The organism is Microbulbifer sp. JSM ZJ756 (genome assembly GCF_044383805.1).
In the GTDB taxonomy this organism is placed as follows: Bacteria; Pseudomonadota; Gammaproteobacteria; order Pseudomonadales; family Cellvibrionaceae; genus Microbulbifer; species Microbulbifer zhoushanensis.
The window spans coordinates 132,912-149,127 of the sequence record NZ_JBISER010000001.1; the positions used below are offsets into that span (position 1 = coordinate 132,912).

14 protein-coding genes are annotated in these 16,216 nt (G+C 61.8%); 5 read left to right on the top strand and 9 right to left on the bottom strand.

The features are described from left to right. Window positions 1–12 precede the first annotated feature (12 nt). Window positions 13–2,943 carry an insulinase family protein gene (locus ACH6CX_RS00615; RefSeq protein ID WP_237061359.1) on the bottom strand — a complete coding sequence of 977 codons (2,931 nt, stop codon included), beginning with the start codon at window positions 2,941–2,943 and terminating at the stop codon, window positions 13–15. Between the two features lie 222 nt (window positions 2,944–3,165). Here ACH6CX_RS00615 and ACH6CX_RS00620 point away from each other — a divergent pair, with 222 nt between their 5' ends. From ACH6CX_RS00620 to ACH6CX_RS00630, 3 genes are read left to right on the top strand one after another with little or no spacing between them, the layout of a single operon-like run. After that, window positions 3,166–3,879, top strand: coding sequence for a DUF599 domain-containing protein (locus ACH6CX_RS00620; protein WP_232942217.1), 714 nt, complete (start codon window positions 3,166–3,168; stop codon window positions 3,877–3,879). 15 nt (window positions 3,880–3,894) lie between these two features. Continuing rightward, the gene (locus ACH6CX_RS00625; RefSeq protein ID WP_232942219.1) at window positions 3,895–4,233 is read left to right on the top strand and encodes a nucleotide pyrophosphohydrolase; all 339 of its coding nucleotides are present in this window, start codon (window positions 3,895–3,897) and stop codon (window positions 4,231–4,233) included. 6 nt (window positions 4,234–4,239) lie between these two features. Beyond that, the gene (locus ACH6CX_RS00630; RefSeq protein ID WP_334078924.1) at window positions 4,240–5,019 is read left to right on the top strand and encodes a methyltransferase domain-containing protein; all 780 of its coding nucleotides are present in this window, start codon (window positions 4,240–4,242) and stop codon (window positions 5,017–5,019) included. Window positions 5,020–5,104: 85 nt separating this feature from the next. On the opposite strand, the gene ACH6CX_RS00635 is transcribed toward ACH6CX_RS00630, so the two are convergent. Both ACH6CX_RS00635 and ACH6CX_RS00640 read right to left on the bottom strand, forming a co-directional pair. Continuing rightward, window positions 5,105–5,617: a molecular chaperone DnaJ gene (locus tag ACH6CX_RS00635; protein WP_232942223.1), complete on the bottom strand. Its 513-nt coding sequence runs from the start codon at window positions 5,615–5,617 to the stop codon at window positions 5,105–5,107. Window positions 5,618–5,656: 39 nt separating this feature from the next. Continuing rightward, window positions 5,657–6,922: a porin gene (locus tag ACH6CX_RS00640; protein ID WP_232942225.1), complete on the bottom strand. Its 1,266-nt coding sequence runs from the start codon at window positions 6,920–6,922 to the stop codon at window positions 5,657–5,659. Between the two features lie 171 nt (window positions 6,923–7,093). On the opposite strand from ACH6CX_RS00640, the gene ACH6CX_RS00645 reads away from it, so the two are divergent. Both ACH6CX_RS00645 and msrA read left to right on the top strand, forming a co-directional pair. Beyond that, window positions 7,094–7,720, top strand: coding sequence for a methyltransferase (locus ACH6CX_RS00645; protein WP_232942227.1), 627 nt, complete (start codon window positions 7,094–7,096; stop codon window positions 7,718–7,720). A 40-nt stretch (window positions 7,721–7,760) separates the two neighbouring features. Then, on the top strand, window positions 7,761–8,390 hold the full coding sequence (gene msrA / locus ACH6CX_RS00650; RefSeq protein ID WP_232942229.1) for a peptide-methionine (S)-S-oxide reductase MsrA: 630 nt from the start codon (window positions 7,761–7,763) through the stop codon (window positions 8,388–8,390). Window positions 8,391–8,493: 103 nt separating this feature from the next. Here msrA and ACH6CX_RS00655 read toward each other — a convergent pair whose 3' ends face one another. The 6 genes from ACH6CX_RS00655 to ACH6CX_RS00680 form a co-directional block, all read right to left on the bottom strand. Continuing rightward, entirely contained in the window at window positions 8,494–9,339 is an 846-nt protein-coding gene (locus ACH6CX_RS00655; protein ID WP_232942231.1) for a sulfurtransferase, read from the bottom strand. 211 nt (window positions 9,340–9,550) lie between these two features. Further along, entirely contained in the window at window positions 9,551–10,801 is a 1,251-nt protein-coding gene (locus tag ACH6CX_RS00660; protein ID WP_232942233.1) for a DcaP family trimeric outer membrane transporter, read from the bottom strand. A gap of 121 nt (window positions 10,802–10,922) precedes the next feature. Further along, window positions 10,923–12,047 (bottom strand): amidohydrolase family protein, encoded by a 1,125-nt coding sequence (locus ACH6CX_RS00665; RefSeq protein ID WP_232942235.1) that lies wholly within the window; start codon window positions 12,045–12,047, stop codon window positions 10,923–10,925. Window positions 12,048–12,263: 216 nt separating this feature from the next. Continuing rightward, on the bottom strand, window positions 12,264–13,961 hold the full coding sequence (locus ACH6CX_RS00670) for an alpha/beta fold hydrolase (RefSeq protein WP_396674298.1): 1,698 nt from the start codon (window positions 13,959–13,961) through the stop codon (window positions 12,264–12,266). A gap of 47 nt (window positions 13,962–14,008) precedes the next feature. After that, window positions 14,009–14,626, bottom strand: a complete 618-nt coding sequence (locus ACH6CX_RS00675; RefSeq protein WP_232942239.1) for a trimeric intracellular cation channel family protein — start codon at window positions 14,624–14,626, stop codon at window positions 14,009–14,011. Window positions 14,627–14,696: 70 nt separating this feature from the next. Further along, window positions 14,697–15,881 (bottom strand): acyl-CoA dehydrogenase, encoded by a 1,185-nt coding sequence (locus ACH6CX_RS00680; protein WP_232942241.1) that lies wholly within the window; start codon window positions 15,879–15,881, stop codon window positions 14,697–14,699. Window positions 15,882–16,216 lie beyond the last annotated feature (335 nt).

The window sequence follows — 16,216 nt, forward strand, 5'->3', positions numbered from 1 at the left end:
GCCCATTTCCGCTTAGAGCTTTTCTTCCTCCAGCCCGAGAGCCAGTCCCGCCTCGCGACCCTGGTTGCCCGTGACTACCGCAGTACCGGCCTTTTCCGGGCTCAGGTAAGTGGCTGCCACGCGTTGCAGGTCGCCGAGTTTTACCTCGGTAACACGGCGGCGGAACTCTTCCCTTACCTCGTGGGTACGGCCGTAGAGCGCGGAGTGGAATGCCTTCTTGGCCTCGCCGGAAGGAGAACCGGGCTTATCCAGCCCGCCGACCACCCCGAGGATGGCCTCTTCCACCTGCGAATCCTGGTGCTGCCCATTGGCGAGCCACTCCAGGGAGGCATCGAAATCCTGCAGGGTCTCCGCCATGCGCGGGTCGCGATAGGAGAAGAAGCGGAAGACCCCCAGGTTGTTGTCATGGCCGGCACCGCCGCCGTACGCACCACCCTGTTCGCGGATGGTGCGGTGCAGGAAGCCATTGCGCAGGAAGCCGCCCAGCACTGCCAGCGGGGCAGAGTCGGGGTGGCTCATGGGGACGGTCGCATAGGCTTTGGAGCAGAAGTTGACCTGGCTGTTAGCCAGCCACAGCTCCCCCACCTGGTGGGGGTTGAATGAGCCGTTCTCGGTCGCGCCGGCACCGCTGGCTTCGTTGCCCAGGCTGGCCATGGCGCGGGTAAACTCCGGCAGTTTTTCCTCTTCCCCCACCAGCAGGAACTGTCGCTCTGCTGACAGGATCTTGCGATGGATCGCCTGCAGTTTCTCCTGGAGGACGTCCAGTCCACTGTCATCGAAGCTGCGCACCAGGCCCTTAAGGTGGCGCAGGCCCAGTAGTCCCCCGGTAGCGTGGCTCTCAAAGGCGGCACGGTTGAAACCGGCACTGGCGGCGGCCATTGCCAGTGCATGGCCGTTGCCCACCACGCCCTGTTCCCGACGCGCCAGCGTCTGCAACATCAGCTCGCGGATACGCGGCAGTTCGTCGAACCGCACCTGCTCCAGGGTGGCGTCCATCAGTTCCGTGAGCGCTTCCTGGTTTGGCGCCAGTGCCTTGCCGGACAGGACGAAATGCCCGCGCAGTTGCTGCAGGTCGTCGATGGCGGTGCGGCTGCTGGTAAAGCTGTGCAGCGCACCGCAGACGCGGGCCTGCCACTGCTGGACTTCCAGGTAGTCCTTATCGCCCAGGCCGACTTCACTCAGCACCTGGCAGTAGTAGGGCAGGAGCTGCTTTTCCTCTTCGGTGAATTCCGGCAGGGCGCAGACCACCTGCTGGTAAACCAGGCCGTTGGTGCCGGCGCTATAGCGGGTCAGTTTCTGCCGCCCGACTTCCACTTCCTCGCCCTCGACCCGGGGCATCTCCGGCGGAATGTCCTCCACCCCGACCCGCGGCAGGATTGAGGCGTCGTCCTCGCGTTCCTGTCGCTCCTGCAGGGCGCTGGCGGTCTGGATAATCTGCTGTTTCTCGCCCTCGCTCAGGGCCGCCCGGATCTCCGCCAGGCGCGCTTTCTCGGCCTGGTCGCGGCGCCCGGCCAGCTCGGTGTCGGGGCGCAGCACCAGGCGGACCCGGTGCTGGTTGTCCACCAGCAGTTCGCGGGCCACATCGGCGATGAAGCGGGGGTCCTTGATCTGTTCGCGCAGCTTTTCCAGGGTGGCGTCGATATTCAAAAGGCCAATGGCATCGCCGCGGTGGGTGGCGCCGGTGAGGGCGGTCATGATCAATTGCAGGCCGTAGGGGAAACCATCGCCGCCGATCTCCCGTTGCTGCAGCTCCAGCTGGTGCAGGCTGGCGGCAAGTTGCTCGTAGGGGATACCGTTTTCGGCCACGTCCCGCAGCACATCCATGACCTGCTGCTCCAGTTCATCGGCACGGTCGCGCTCGCTGCCCTCAATGCCGCAGACAAATGCCATCTCCCGCTGGGTATCGTCGAGGCCCAGGAGCGGGGAGGGCGAGGTACCCAGGTCGGTGGTTTCCAGCAGCTTCATCAGTGGCGAGGCACTGTTGTCCAGCAGGACGCCTGCCAGCAGGTGGGCGGTCAGCACGGACTCGAGATCGGTGACATCGCCCAGCAGCCAGGCCAGCACGATATGGGTCTTGCTGCCTACGTTCCCGCTGTCGCCTTCTTCGCTCTCGGTTTCGCTGAGGGGGTAGAACTCCTCGACCGACACCGGCGCCAGGTAGCGGTCTTCGCGGCCGACCTCGATGACCTTGTCCAGTTTCTCAAACCTGCCCAGGGCCTTTTCCTCAAAGGCTGCCTGGTGCTCGGCGGCGGGGATGTCCCCGAATGTCATAAAGGTGGCATTACTGGGGTGGTAATGGGTGCGGTAAAACGACTGCAGTTGTTCATAGGTGAGCTTGGGAATGTCTGCGGGCTCCCCGCCGGAATTCCAGTGGTAGGTGGTGGTGGGGAACAGGTAGCGACTGAGCGACTGCCATAGCTGGGAGGTGACAGAGCTCATGGCACCTTTCATCTCGTTGTACACCACGCCCTTGTACACCAGCTCGCTGTCGGCGTTACCCGCCTCACTGAATTCCAGCCGGTGCCCCTCCTGGGCGAAATCCAGCGGGTCCAGCTTGGCGAAGAAAACTGCGTCCAGGTAGACATCGAGCAGGTTGTTGAAGTCCTTGCGGTTCTGGCTGGCGAACGGGTAGGCAGTCCAGTCGGAACTGGTGAAGGCGTTCATAAAGGTGTTGAGGGAACGCCGTATCATCATGAAAAACGGGTCGCGTACCGGGTACTTGTCACTGCCACAGAGCGCCGTATGCTCGAGGATGTGGGCCACCCCGGTAGAATCCTGGGGCACGGTGCGGAGGGCCACCAGGAAGACGTTCTCCGGGTTGTCCGCAGCGATATGCAGGTGCTGCGCGCCTGTCACCTTGTGGCGGTATTCCTCCACCCTGACGCCGAGGGACTCAATCTCAGCGCTGGTGACCTGTTCGAAAGCGGGATGTGAATTACTCAAAAGACAGCTCCATGAGTTAGCTTGCGGGCCGGTGATGCCGGCTGCTCCGGGCGGGCCCGGCAGGATTTGGCCGTTATTCTACCGCCTCGCCGTCCGGGAAAAACAGTGTTGACAAGGGTGCCAGCAGGCCAAAGACTGCGGACAGCTGTTCCAGGCTCTGGCGTCCCGGCACTATAGCCGGGATTCCGGCAGGATAAATGTAGACGAATACGGAGACAGACGTTGACCTGGTTGGACATTGCCAGCGTGGCTGGATTTCTTGTTACCTGGGGCGGGTATACGCTGTTCGCCCGCAAGAAAGCGAAGGTGTCGTGGTGCCTCGCTTCATCCATGCAGTGGTACCGGGTGGAGTGGATGCTGCGGATGCTCGATCGCGACATGCGTATGCCGGATGCGGCGATCATCGGTAACCTGGAGCGGGTGATCGGCTTCTTCGCCTCTACCAGCATCCTGATCCTGGCGGGCCTGGTGACCGCGCTGAGTGCCAATCAGGCGGCGATCAAGGTCCTGAGTACCCTGCCGTTTGCCGAAGAGACCACGGTGCAGCAGTTCGAACTCAAGATCCTGCTGCTGATCCTGATTTTTATCTTCGCCTTCTTCAACTTCACCTGGTCGCTGCGGCAGTATTCCTTCGCCAACGTCCTGATCGGTGCGGCCCCGCTGCCCGACGCGGATGATACGTCCGACGAGGAGCGGCGCCGCTTCGCCATCAGCACCGCCAAGGTGATCGACCAGGCGGGTCACAGCTACAACTACGGACTGCGCTCATACTATTTCGCGATGGCGGTAATGGGCTGGTTTGTTCACCCGTTGCTGTTTGTTGCCGGCTACCTGGTGGTGGCGCTGGTATTGTTCCTGCGGGAATTCCGCTCGCGCACCCTGCGGGCAATCCTGGCGGCCGAGGGCAAGGTCCTCGAGCGTGCCGGGGAAAGCTAGAGAGGGGGAGTGACTATGGATACCGGGCAAATCCTGCGGGAATTCGATGCCATTGCGCGGGCGCGCGACTGGCAGTCACTGCATTCCCCCAAGAACCTGGCCATGGCGCTTGCGGTGGAGGTGGCCGAGCTCGGCCGCCACCTGCAGTGGCGCACCGATGGCGATATCGAGCAGCTGCTGGCGGAGCCGGAAAGCGAAGCAAGGGCGGCCATGGCATCGGAGCTGGCGGATATCCAGATGTACCTGCTCAAGCTGTCGTCGGTGATGGGGGTCGACCTGGAAGCGGCCGTTGCCGGCAAGATCACAGAGAACCGGCGGCGCTTCTTGCCCGCCGAAACGGGCCGGGGTGACTGAAGCGCAATGGCGGACAGGAACTTCGATGACCTGGCAGAGCGTTTCCGCAAGCGTATCTACGGCGGGCTCAAGGGCGATATCCGGCTGGCGGTACTGAACCGGGACTTGCAGCCGGTGCTGGACACCGGCACCAGGCTGCGGGTGCTGGATGCCGGTGGCGGCCAGGGACAGTTCGCGCTCGACCTGGCGGAGGCGGGTCACCAGGTCACTATCGCCGATATCTCCGCCAGGATGCTGGCGCAGGCGCGGGAGCTGGCGGCCGAGCGCCACCTGCAGGAGCGGGTTGCGTTCGTGCAGGGGCCCCTGCAGGCGCTGGGGCGGGAGGAAAAGCACCAGGGCAACGACCTGGTACTGTGTCATGCGGTGTTGGAGTGGCTGGAGAAGCCACATGAGGCCGTACAGCAGCTCGTGCAGATGCTGCGCCCGGGGGGGCATTTGTCCCTGACGTTCTACAACCGGCGCGCGCTGGAGTTTCGCCTGCTGCAGCGGGGCAGTTTCCGCCAGCTGGATCGCAATATCGACAGTGGCTACTGGGGCGGCCACCCTGGCAGCCTGACCCCGGATAACCCGCTGTGCCCGGAATGGGTGCAGGACTGGGTGCTGCAGGCAGGACTGACGGTAACGGCACACAGCGGTATTCGCTGTTTCAACGATTTTATGACGCCCTCGATCCGCGACAAGCTGCCTGCCAGTGCAGTAGTGGGAAAGGAGCTGGAGTTTTCACGGCGGGATCCCTACCGGCAGCTGGCGCGTTATGTGCACCTGCTGTGCCGGAGGCCCCTCTGATGCGGGGTAGGGTGATTTTCAGGGCGGGCTGGTAGGGCTTGCAGCGGGGGCGGCCTGTTGGAAAGCTGGCCAGGTCATTAATTGGCTAGAGCTGCTTCAGGAGTAATTCCTTGGCGGCATTGATGCGGGAAGCCAGGTAGTCGTTGCCGCCCCGGTCCGGGTGCATCCTCTGGATCAGGCGGCGATGGGCGGCGAGTATTTCTTCCCGGGTCGCACCCTCGGGTACATCGAGAATCCGGCGAGCCTCTGCCACGGTAAGTGGGCTCTCGCCCGTGCCCTGCGTGGATTGCCCCTGTGTATCCTGTCCTGACTCCTGTTGCCGCGCCTGCGCGTGGCGGGCAATCAGTGGGGCCAGCCAGGGCAGGTGCCGGCCCAGCCAGCCCAGGATGCGGCCCAGTACCGGCAGTACCAGCGCCACGGCGGCACCGACCCAGTGCAGGCGGCCCGTGACAGCCAGTAATACCGCCACCATTGCCACGGCCAGCAGCGTCCACTGCAGTAACAATTTGCGGCGTTGGCGCGGGGGGCTGGCGGTAAATTTCTGCCACGCAATCCAGGCAAAGATGCCGAGCGCAATCAGCAGGATGATTCTGGCCACTGGGTGTTCCTTGTTAAATAACCCGGGGCCGTGAGGTTATCAGATGTCGACGCGCATGCCGACCGCAATCACATCACCGGCGAACGCCGCACCCAGCGAGTTACTGTCATCGATGGTGTTTTCCGTATACAGCTTGACACGGTCGCTCCAGCGATACTGGAAGCCGATGAAATACTTTTTAAGCTCGAACAGGTCCTCGTCGATCAGCGCCTCCTCGAAACCGGGATCATCGGAGCGTAGGATATTGTGGCCGAAATAGAACGAGTAGCAGTCCTTGAGGCCCCAGGTGTAGGTAAAGATGGACTCACTGCCTTCGGCATCGAAGAAGTTGGTAATGCCCTCGGTGGAGCCCTCCGGGGCCAGCTCATTGTTCTGCGAGCGCTGGGCCACAACCCCGGCGTAGAGGCCTTCCTGGTAGGGCCCTTTGCCGTATTGAAATCCGGCGATCAGGGCCCAGGAGTTACTGCTGGCACCGATACTGAAGTCGGTCCTTATCAGGATCGGATTGAGGGGGTCGGTAATATCGAACACGCGCCCGCGCGTGGTTTCCAGGTCAATCTTCACGCGGTTATAGGCCGCGCCGAGTGTGAGGCCGTCGCCGACATCGGCCGTATACTGGAGTGAAATCGAGTGTCCCAGCCCGAATTCACAGTCTCCCTCCGGGCACTCCAGCAGCAGGTCTTCGCCGACCACGTTCTCTACTCTGACATCAATCGGGGCGGTGTGGGCCTGGTATTGCAGGCCAATCTTCATTTCGCCGCCCAGGCCGGCCCAGCTCTTGTGCCAGGTGATGGCGCTGTCGGCGCGACCGGTGCCGAGGATGCCGCCATCGCTGCCCAGCGAGAAGGCACCGCTGGCAAGGCCACCGGAAATCTCATACCAGTCGGTATAGCCAGCGACATCGTAATAGACGGCCCATTGCTTGCCGGCGACGAAGTCACCCCAGTGTTCGTGCTTGGCGAATACATGGCCCTGGCGGATAAACAGCGACCGACCGCGATCGCCCAGGCCCGCCTGTTGGTCACCGGCGATGATCAGCGGTTGCCCCGCCGAGATCGCATTGACCCCCCACTCTGCATTGAAACCGACATTCCAGTCCTTGTAGGCAGAGGTATTGAGGCCCAGGCGAATGCGGTTGAAGCCATCATCCAGAAAGGTGTTGCCATCGGTATTGATCTGGTTTGCGCTGAAATACCCGGAAATAAACAGCGTGACCTCATCCGATTCGTAAACCGGGACTGCGTTCGCCAGGCTTGCGCCGAGCAGGGTGACACCGGCGATACCGGTTGCTATATGCTTGTACATCCTAAGTCCACGATATCCATGTGGTGATTCACAGTGCATTGCACTGCGATTGGTCATTGAAAAATAGCCCAGTAAGCTGAAACCACAGTCCTAAATAGTTAAACTGGCGCCCAACTGACGGCTACTGCCTTGTTTTGGTTGAGCGAACTGAACCCGGGAGCTGAAAAAAACGTGACTGGCACGCAAAACGATACCCGTCGCCTGTTCGGGCTGACCGTACGCAAGAACGCCCATCCGGATATGCGCCGCCTGCGGCGTGAAGCCGGTGACCCCACCCTGCACGGCAACAAGTTCTGGAAGAGTTCCTGCCTCACCATGGACTACCTCAAGCGCCATCCCCTCAGGAAGGGCGCACGTGTGCTGGACCTGGGATGTGGCTGGGGGCTGGGTGGAATCTTCTGTGCAAAGCAGTTTTCTGCTGATGTGACTGGTCTGGATGCGGATCCCAGCGTATTCCCCTTTGTCGACTATCATGCAGAGTTGAATGGGGTCGATGTCAAAACCTGGCGCTGCCGTTACGAGAAAGTCACTGAAAAGGACCTTGCCGCCTTTGACGCGATCATCGGGACGGACATCTGTTTCTGGGACAAGCTGGAGGCGCCACTCTTCAACCTGACGCGCCGGGCATTGCGGGCCGGCGTAGAGAGGGTGGTCCTGGTGGATCCCGGCCGCTCACCGTTCCGGCGACTGGCGGAGCGCGCACAGGACAAGCTGGGGGCGGATTACCGGGAATGGCAGGTCAGCAGGCCGATGAAGGCCAGCGGCTGCATCATGGTTGCCGGTGAAGCCGGGAGTTAAGATTTACCAGGGCCAGCCGGCCCGGAGAGGTGGAGAGACGATGCAATACGACAAGTTCAAGATGCCCTGCGCGGACCAGATACTGCCGGGCCGCAAAGAGCCCATGGACATCACCGGGATTCATTTCGTCAACGACAAACCCATGAAGGGACCATTTCCCGAGGGAATGCAACAGGCCATTTTTGGCATGGGGTGTTTCTGGGGGGCCGAGCGCCTGTTCTGGGAAATCGACGGAGTGTACGTCACAGCTGCCGGATATGCGGACGGCTGTACCGAGAACCCGAATTACAAGGAAGTCTGCAGCGGCCGCACCGGCCATGCCGAGGTGGTACTGGTAGTGTTTGACCCGGACAAGGTGAGCTACGCGCACCTGCTGAAGCGCTTCTGGGAAGAGCATGACCCCACCCAGGGTATGCGCCAGGGCAATGACCTGGGTACCCAGTACCGCTCCTGTATTTTCTGTTTCGACGAAACCCAGCTGGAACAGGCGAAGAAGTCGAAAGAGAAGTTCCAGGCGGCCCTGCAAGACAAGGGGTATGACGAAATCACCACGGAAATCGCCATGGCGCCGGAATTCTATTACGCCGAGGAGGAGCACCAGCAATACCTGGCGAAGAACCCCGAGGGTTACTGCGGCCTGGCGGGTACCGGCGCCTGCCTGATTCGCTAAGGTTTTTCCATAGTCTGATGAGTGGCCGACGCGGCCGGCCCCGATGCGACCAGCAGGGTGCCGGCCGCTTCTGTTTTGGGGCTGGGCGGGCCGCTACCCGGCGTCAGCCGGCCTCATGGGAAGTGGGATGCAGTATGTGGGCGCACCAGTCGCTCCAGCTGCCCGGGTACAGGCGTGCATCGTCCCGACCGATGAGATGCAGGGACAGCAGGTTGACGCAGGCGGTGACGCCGGAGCCGCAGTAGCAGATCAGTGGCTCATCGGAACGGACGTCCTGCCAATGCTCCCTGAGCGCCCGTGGCGATTTCAGTCTGCCGTCCTCCCCGGTGTTTTCCTGCCAGGGTTTGTTGATGGCGGAGGGGATATGGCCCGCCACCGGGTCCATGGGCTCGTCAGTGCCGTCGAAGCGCGCCGGGTCCCGGGCATCCACCAGTTGCCAGGCGGGGTTGGCCAGGCCCGAGTAGATCTCCCAGTGGTCGGCGACCGCGGCGGGATCCGGGCTGGGGGCAAAGGTGCCATGGGGCACCGGTTGCGCCTCGCCGCTTTCCACCGGCAGGCCGGCATCGCGCCAGGCCGAGAAACCGCCATTCAGCACAGATACCCGCCCCAGCCCGAAAAAGCGCAACAGCCACCAGGCGCGCGCGGCAAAAGCCAGGCGCTGGTCGTCGTAGACCACCACACGGGAATCGGCACTGATCCCGAGCCGGCGCGCAACCTCGGCAAATTGCTCTACCGAGGGCAGGGGGTGACGGCCACCATAGCGCTCGTGCGGCCCGGAGAGGTCCCCGTGCAGGCTCGCATACTGGGCCCGCGGGATATGGGACTGCGCAAACCAGCCCTGGCCGGCATCCGGTTGGGCGAGGTCGTAACGGCAGTCAAGGATAACGAGTTCGGGATCCTTGAGGAGATCCGACAGTTCGGCAACTTCGATAACGGCCTGGGTATTCATCTTCCGTAACGTCTTTGTATTGTTATGAGGTAGAAATTACGGACAAACGGTGGCCGTGTCCAGCCTCTAGCGGATGACAGTTGGCGGGGTAAAGACGGCGCTGAGCCAAGCGGCTCCAGTTGCCGCGGAATGGAGCCAGCTGGGTGATGCGGGGGGCATCCCGCGAGGCAGCCGGGCTGCGCCGGGTCCTGGCTGGTGCTCGCGGGGCAAGTCAGTCTCCAACGAGGTCCATATTGAATTTGTACTTGAAGGAAAACTGCAGGCGCCAGTCCTCCGAGCGAAAATCGTCCCGGGCCTCGCGGTCGGCCCAGATCAGTTCCGGGCCCAGGATTACACTCTTCACCGGGTGGTACAGCAGGTTGATGGACGCATACTCACCCTGTTCATAGGCCCGTTCCAGCTGGCCATCGGTATTGTTGATGTCGAGACCCGACCAGCCGACGCTAGTCGTCCAGTTGTCGTTCCAGTCAATGTCCAGGTATGCCATGAGTCCCAGCATCGGCAGTGGCTCACCGGTGAGAGGGGTTACCGGGTTGTTGAAGTTTTCCACCACGCCGATGTCCGCGGGCGCATCATTCATATAGCTCTGTATGCCTTCCCCGTAAGTTGCACTCAGGTTTAGCTCGGTATAATCCATCTTGATACTGCCGGAGAAGTTGATGCCCCAGCCGGTCACATCGCCGTCCAGGTCAAACTCACTATTCGGTGAATTCTGCCATTCGATCCGGCGGGCGAGGGCGGCCATCTGGAAGTGGCCCCAGTGGGTCGATTGTCGGTACTGGGCGGTAACGTCCGGAAGGCGGAAATGCCCCACAACGCCCTCTAGCTGGATAAATTCGTCGTAGTCGCTCTCGTCCCGGGTTGCCCCGGGGCGTTCCAGCGCCACTGCAAAATGCGAATCACCGTCCCTCCAGGGAGTCCAGCGAAGCTGGACATTGCGGAAGAAAGGAATGCCGTTGGGGCCCCACTTCTCTACCACATTGGGGAATATCGAGGAGTCCATGAACAGGGTCCAGGTCTGGCCTGCGCCCACCTGGCAGAATTCCGCCCAGCCATGGCGAAAACGGAAGGTGGTCTCCCCGACATTGCTGCCGGAACCAAAAAGTTCGTATTCAAACCAGGTCTTTACCTCGCCACAACGGGTTTGCCAGTTTCCCTTGAAGCCCATGCGTGTCTGCCGCACGCTGGCATAGAAATTTCCATCCGGTGGGAATTCATCCTCGAACGCTGGCAATTTGGTAGGCCGCATGACATCAAACCAGTCGTCTGCTGTCTGGTTCTTTTCGTATCCCATATCCAGCTGGATAGTGGTGTAGAGGTTGAGGTGTGGCTTGCCGAACAGCTCACCGCCGTCCTGTGCGGCAGAGACCGGTGCTGTTAACCATGCAAGTGCCAGGAATATTGCCGGCCGCAGTCGCAGTCCTTGCCGGGGGAAGGCAGCGTCAGGTTGTAAAGCTCTCATGAATCTTCCGTGATCATTGCCGGGTGTGGACCGGGGCCATTCCCGGCCCCTGTCGGGTGGAAGCTGCCCCGGAAGCGGGACAGTCAGCAGTTGCAGGTGCGTACGCAGGTAACAGGGCGTTTCACTGCTTTACGTTTTTCTCTTCCCAGGCGCGCACCTTGCGCCGGCCTTCATTGAAAATACGCTCGTAGTTGCCCTTGGTAATCTTCTCTTTCGCTTCCGGTGTAAGCTTGTCCCAGACCGGATTGTACTTTTCATAGACCGCTTTCTGCGCTTCGATGGAGTCGGGGGCAACCACATCGGAACCGAACAGGAACCGGTCGGGATACTTGTTGAGAAGGTCTGCTGTTTTCTGTACAGCCTCTGGAGTCTCCGTGGCGTACTTGGCCACTTCATCCCAGGAAATATCGATATTCACGTGCTTCATCTTGGGATTGGTAACAATCTTTTCCGCGATCGCAAGCTGGTCCTTGATTGGCCTCACCACACGCCCCAGTCCCATATGGGCCCAGATAATGGTTGTCTCCGGGTGGCGCTCAAAAAGGGCCTTTAACTGCTTCAGGGCAAAGGGTTCCTTGCCCGGCTTGGGAAATGGCGTATTGATATCGTTGTGGAGGATGACCACTAGGCCGGTCTCCCCGGCAAAGTCGAAAATTTTGTCGAGCGCGGGGTCCGTGAGGCTGGCGGTATCGCCCGCGACCTTGGACGATACAAACTCCTTGTGGATGGTGAATTCCCCGATCCCGGAAAATACGCCCGGGTAGGTTTCCAGCACGCGGCGGATGTGGTCGGCAGCGTACATGTCAGCCGGGTTGAAGCCGGTGATCATGGGGTCGAGCCGGGCCTTCTGCTCGTCCGAGAGGCTGTTATAGGCCTCGGCAATGTGGGCGTCGGTGAAGGAGTAGTAATACAGGGGTGAGTCCGACTCGAGGTAATAGGTTGGTGCTGTCTCGCCGGTATTCTCGTAAGACCAGGTTTGCTGCAGCGGAATCCCGAACAGCGTAGAGCGCCCGACAGTGTCACCCATTATGTCCAGGTAATCGTCAATATCGGTGCCTTCCTGAACGTAGTTGGTCAGGTGGAAATGGGAATCGTGGAAGAGGGCATCTTCGGGAACACTATTGTCCTGCCCTGTGGCTCCACTGGCGAGCAGTGTCGCGAGACAGAGGGCTACACAGGGAGCCGGTCCCTGCCTGTGGATTGTCCGGAGGAAGGTGCCAAGGTTGCCACTTGAAACGCGCGCCATATGAAATTCTCCAATGCTCGTCGAGGCGACTGGTAACGGTAACCGGGCAGAGAGTCCTGACAGGAAACCCCGTTTAGTCTAGAAGGCTGGGGCGCATGGGCGTGGCAGGGGCCGACAACTTCGATATCGTTTCCCCGTGGGGGCGAAGGGAAAGAACGGGGAAAGGTAGGGGCGGAAAGATAGCGGCGACACCTCTGGTGCGCCGCCCCGGGACAATTACTGCGCAGCAGGTGTTTCCTGCGACACCGCGTCGCTACGGCTGCCGGGATCCGCCGGAGAGGTCCCGTCGGCAGCCTGGCCGGTTGCCTGTTCCGGCGGCTCTGCGAGCGGATTTTCCCCGTTGTCGCCCGGGTGCTCCTCGGGTTGCACGGGAGCCTTTTCCGCTGCGAGTTCCTCCTGGCGGCACTGGGCAACCCCCTCTGTGGCGTCGTTGCCTGGGTTGTCGAGGAAGCGGGCGGCGGCGCTCTCGGCGCAGTTACTGGCGGAGATCACATCATGGGCGAGTTTCGGGAACAGCAGCCACTGGTGATTGGGCAGTTCCTGCCGGGCCTCGTCCGCATCCGCGGCATCCAGCACCGGGTCCAGGGCGCCGTGCAGTACCAGGGCCGGTAACGGTGTGCGGATCGGCCTGGACTCGTCCAGTGGTGCCGAGGGAATGGCCCAGATCCGGCACTGTACCTGCAGGAGGTCGACATCGGCGCGCACAGCGCCACCGAGGATGCCCGATTCTGCCGCTTCTGTCCGTGCCCGGTCGAAATTAACGAACGGCGCCTCCTCGTGGCAGAAATGGCTCACCCCGGCGGCATCCCCGAAATAGGGGTCCAGCAGGATGTTCATGAATTTGCCGATCGCCTCTTTTACCGGGGCATTGTTGCCGTTTTCCAGCCCCTCGATCACTCGCGGCAGTTCCGGGTAGAAGCTCTCGTCGTACAGGGCCTGGAACAGGACCCGCAGCAGCCGCTGGCCGGTCAGTACGAACGGGTATTCCTCCTCGGAGTAGAGATGCCGGATATCAATCTTGCGTGGATTCTCGTCCAGGGTCTGCACCAGGCTTTCCAGGCGGCGTTGCAGGTCCGGATAGCGGCTGTTGCACTGCTTGTCCTCGCGGCAGAAATCCAGGCCCCGCTGGTACGCTTCCAGGGTGTCTGCAGGCAACTGCTGGGTGTACTTGATTTCCGGGAATACGGCGCTGTTCAGCACCAGCGCACGCACCGACTGGGGGAAGTCCCGGGCCACGGTAAGGGCGTAGCGGGAGGCGTAGGAGACCCCGTACAGGTTGAGCTTGTCGAGATCCAGCTGTTGGCGCAGGGCATCCACATCGCGGGCCACATTGGCGCTGTGGTACTGGGCCAGGTCAGCCTGCTCGCTGAGCCGGCTGTAGCAGCGCTCCATGCTGAAGGTGAAGACCCGGGCCTCCTCATCCCGCGACAGGTGGCGCTGGAAAGCGGTCTCCGCATCCCGGATAAACTCGTCACAGGTCAGCCGGGGCCGGGCCATGCCCGTGCCGCGGGGGTCCATCACGATCAGGTCGCGGCCATCGTCGACCGTCATCTCGGCATAGTTGATCCACAACCACTCGGAGGCGTTTTCAGGTTCCAGCCCCAGTGCCGCACCGGGGCCCCCCGCGCCGAGGTGGAGTAGTGGAACCTTGTCGGGATCCGGCTCGAAAGCGACAAACCGCACCACCGGGAACTGGATCCGTCGACCGGCCGGCTCAGCGTAGTCCTCCGGTACTTCCATCATGAAGCACTGTGCCAGGGGCCAGTCGCCATCGGTCTCGAACCAGCAGGGCTTGGGGACCAGTCGAGTGGGCTCTTCGCCCACGGCGGCCGTGCGTGGGTCGCGTTCGCAGGCCCAGAGCGTAGCGCACATCAGCAGCGCCAGGGCTGCCCTGGCAATACGGAGTTCAGTCAAGCGTAGTCACCTGTAATCTACGGACCGGGGATTTCGGCCGGTTGCTTTCAATGGTTGCCGAACCGCGCAATAGGCGCGCTCAGGTTCCAGCGCAGGGCGGCCAGGCGGATACCCAGGGTAACCAGTACTGCGATGGCCACCACCGCCTCACCGGGAAGTTTACCGCTGGCGTCGAGTAACACCAGTGTTGCGGCACCGGAGAGCGCAGCGGTGGCATAGATTTCACGGCGCAACAGCAGGGGGATGTCACCTGCCAGGATGTCCCGGATCAGTCCGCCAAAGGTGCCGGTCATGACGCCCATGACAATGGCGATGGCGGGGCTATGGCCAAGGTCCAGGCCCTTCTGGGTGCCGATCACCACAAACACTGCCAGGCCCATGGCGTCGGCAATTTTCAGCAGCCGCATCGGCACCTGCAGGTAGCGGATCAGGTAAAAGCTGACCACTCCCGTACCCGCCGCCAGCCACAGGTAGTGGCTCTCCTGCAGCCAGAAGACCGGGATATTGAGGATCATGTCGCGGGTGGTGCCACCGCCGGTAGCGGTGACACAGGCGAGCACCACTGCGCCGAACAGGTCCATCTGCTTGTGGCCGGCGGCGAGGACACCGGTAAAGGCAAAGACCACAATGCCGATAAGATCGAACCAGTACAGCAGTTGTTCCATTGGGAGGTGCCCGTGTTGAGAGTGCGCCTGCAGGCCGCCCGGGGGCGGCTACAGGCGCATCATACAGGCATCAGAAGAAGGCTTGCAGCCCGGTCTGTGCCCGGCCCAGGATCAGGGCATGCACATCGTGGGTACCCTCGTAGGTGTTGACCGCCTCGAGGTTCATGACGTGGCGGATCACATGAAACTCGTCCGAGATACCGTTACCACCGTGCATGTCACGGGAGACGCGGGCAATATCCAGCGCCTTGCCGCAGTTGTTGCGTTTGACCAGCGAGATCATGGTGGGGTCGAAATCCTTGCCTTCATCCATAAGGCGACCCACCCGCAGGGAAGCCTGCAGGCCCAGGGTGATTTCGGTCTGCATGTCGGCCAGCTTCTTCTGGAACAGCTGGGTCTGGGCCAGCGGGCGGTTGAACTGCTTGCGGTCCAGGCCGTACTGGCGCGCCGCGTGCCAGCAGAATTCCGCCGCACCGATGGCGCCCCAGGAAATGCCGTAGCGGGCCCGGTTGAGGCAGCCGAACGGGCCGCGCAGCCCGCCGATATCGGGGAATTTGTTCTCTTCCGGCACGAACACATTGTCCATCACGATTTCACCGGTGATGGAGGCGCGCAGGGAGAACTTGCCCTCGATCTTGGGGGCGCTCAGCCCTTCCATGCCCTTGTCCAGTACAAAGCCACGGATTACATCGTCGTCATCCTTGGCCCAGACCACGAATACATCGGCGATGGGGCTGTTGGTAATCCACATCTTGGAACCGCTCAGGCGGTAGCCGCCGTCGACCTTGCGGGCGCGGGTCTTCATGCCACCCGGGTCGGAGCCGGCGTCGGGCTCGGTGAGGCCGAAACAGCCGACCCACTCACCGGTGGCCAGCTTCGGCAGGTACTTCTCTTTCTGCGCCTCGCTGCCGTAGGCGGAGATGGGGTACATCACCAGGCTCGACTGCACGCTCATGGCGGAGCGGTAGCCGGAATCCACGCGCTCCACCTCACGCGCCACCAGGCCGTAGGAAACGTAGTTGAGTCCCGCGCAACCATAGCCCTCGATGGTGGAGCCCAGCAGGCCCAGCTCGCCCATCTCGTTCATGATCTGGCGGTCAAACTCCTCGTGGCGGTTGGCCTCGAGCACCCGCGGCATCAGCCGCGTCTGGCAGTATTCGCGCGCCGTGTCGCGCACCATGCGCTCCTCGTCGGTGAGCTGGCGGTCCAGGAGCAGGATATCGTCCCAATGGGCGAGTGGTTGCTGTTTGCTCATTATTTGTCTCGTCTACCTTCGCTGTCGGTTGCTTCCGGGGCCGGCCCCGGGCATTGCTGCTTGCATGGTAATCAGTTGCACCATAATTGCCACGGGTAGGTCCGCGACCGGCGCCTGACTGGGCGGCCGCTAGTATGGCTATGGTCATCCTTGCTGGAATTTGTGATCACTTTCCAGTGGTGGCCATGATACCGGAGTCCGCGGCAGAGGGCACTCCCCAGTTCCGGATGGAAAGGCCATTACCACCCGAAGAACGTAGAGAGGAGCGAGAGCGGAAGGGTAAACAAGCGTAAATACGCTTGTCCGGGCGCCTGGCTGCGCAATAATTTCCCGGC

Coding starts and splice junctions, on each gene's coding strand:
- ACH6CX_RS00625 (WP_232942219.1), top strand. CDS start 3,895: ATGGATACCGGGCAAATCCTGCGGGAATTCGATGCCATTGCGCGGGCG.
- ACH6CX_RS00630 (WP_334078924.1), top strand. CDS start 4,240: ATGGCGGACAGGAACTTCGATGACCTGGCAGAGCGTTTCCGCAAGCGT.
- ACH6CX_RS00640 (WP_232942225.1), bottom strand. CDS start 6,922: ATGTACAAGCATATAGCAACCGGTATCGCCGGTGTCACCCTGCTCGGC.
- msrA (WP_232942229.1), top strand. CDS start 7,761: ATGCAATACGACAAGTTCAAGATGCCCTGCGCGGACCAGATACTGCCG.
- ACH6CX_RS00655 (WP_232942231.1), bottom strand. CDS start 9,339: ATGAATACCCAGGCCGTTATCGAAGTTGCCGAACTGTCGGATCTCCTC.
- ACH6CX_RS00660 (WP_232942233.1), bottom strand. CDS start 10,801: ATGAGAGCTTTACAACCTGACGCTGCCTTCCCCCGGCAAGGACTGCGA.
- ACH6CX_RS00665 (WP_232942235.1), bottom strand. CDS start 12,047: ATGGCGCGCGTTTCAAGTGGCAACCTTGGCACCTTCCTCCGGACAATC.
- ACH6CX_RS00675 (WP_232942239.1), bottom strand. CDS start 14,626: ATGGAACAACTGCTGTACTGGTTCGATCTTATCGGCATTGTGGTCTTT.
- ACH6CX_RS00680 (WP_232942241.1), bottom strand. CDS start 15,881: ATGAGCAAACAGCAACCACTCGCCCATTGGGACGATATCCTGCTCCTG.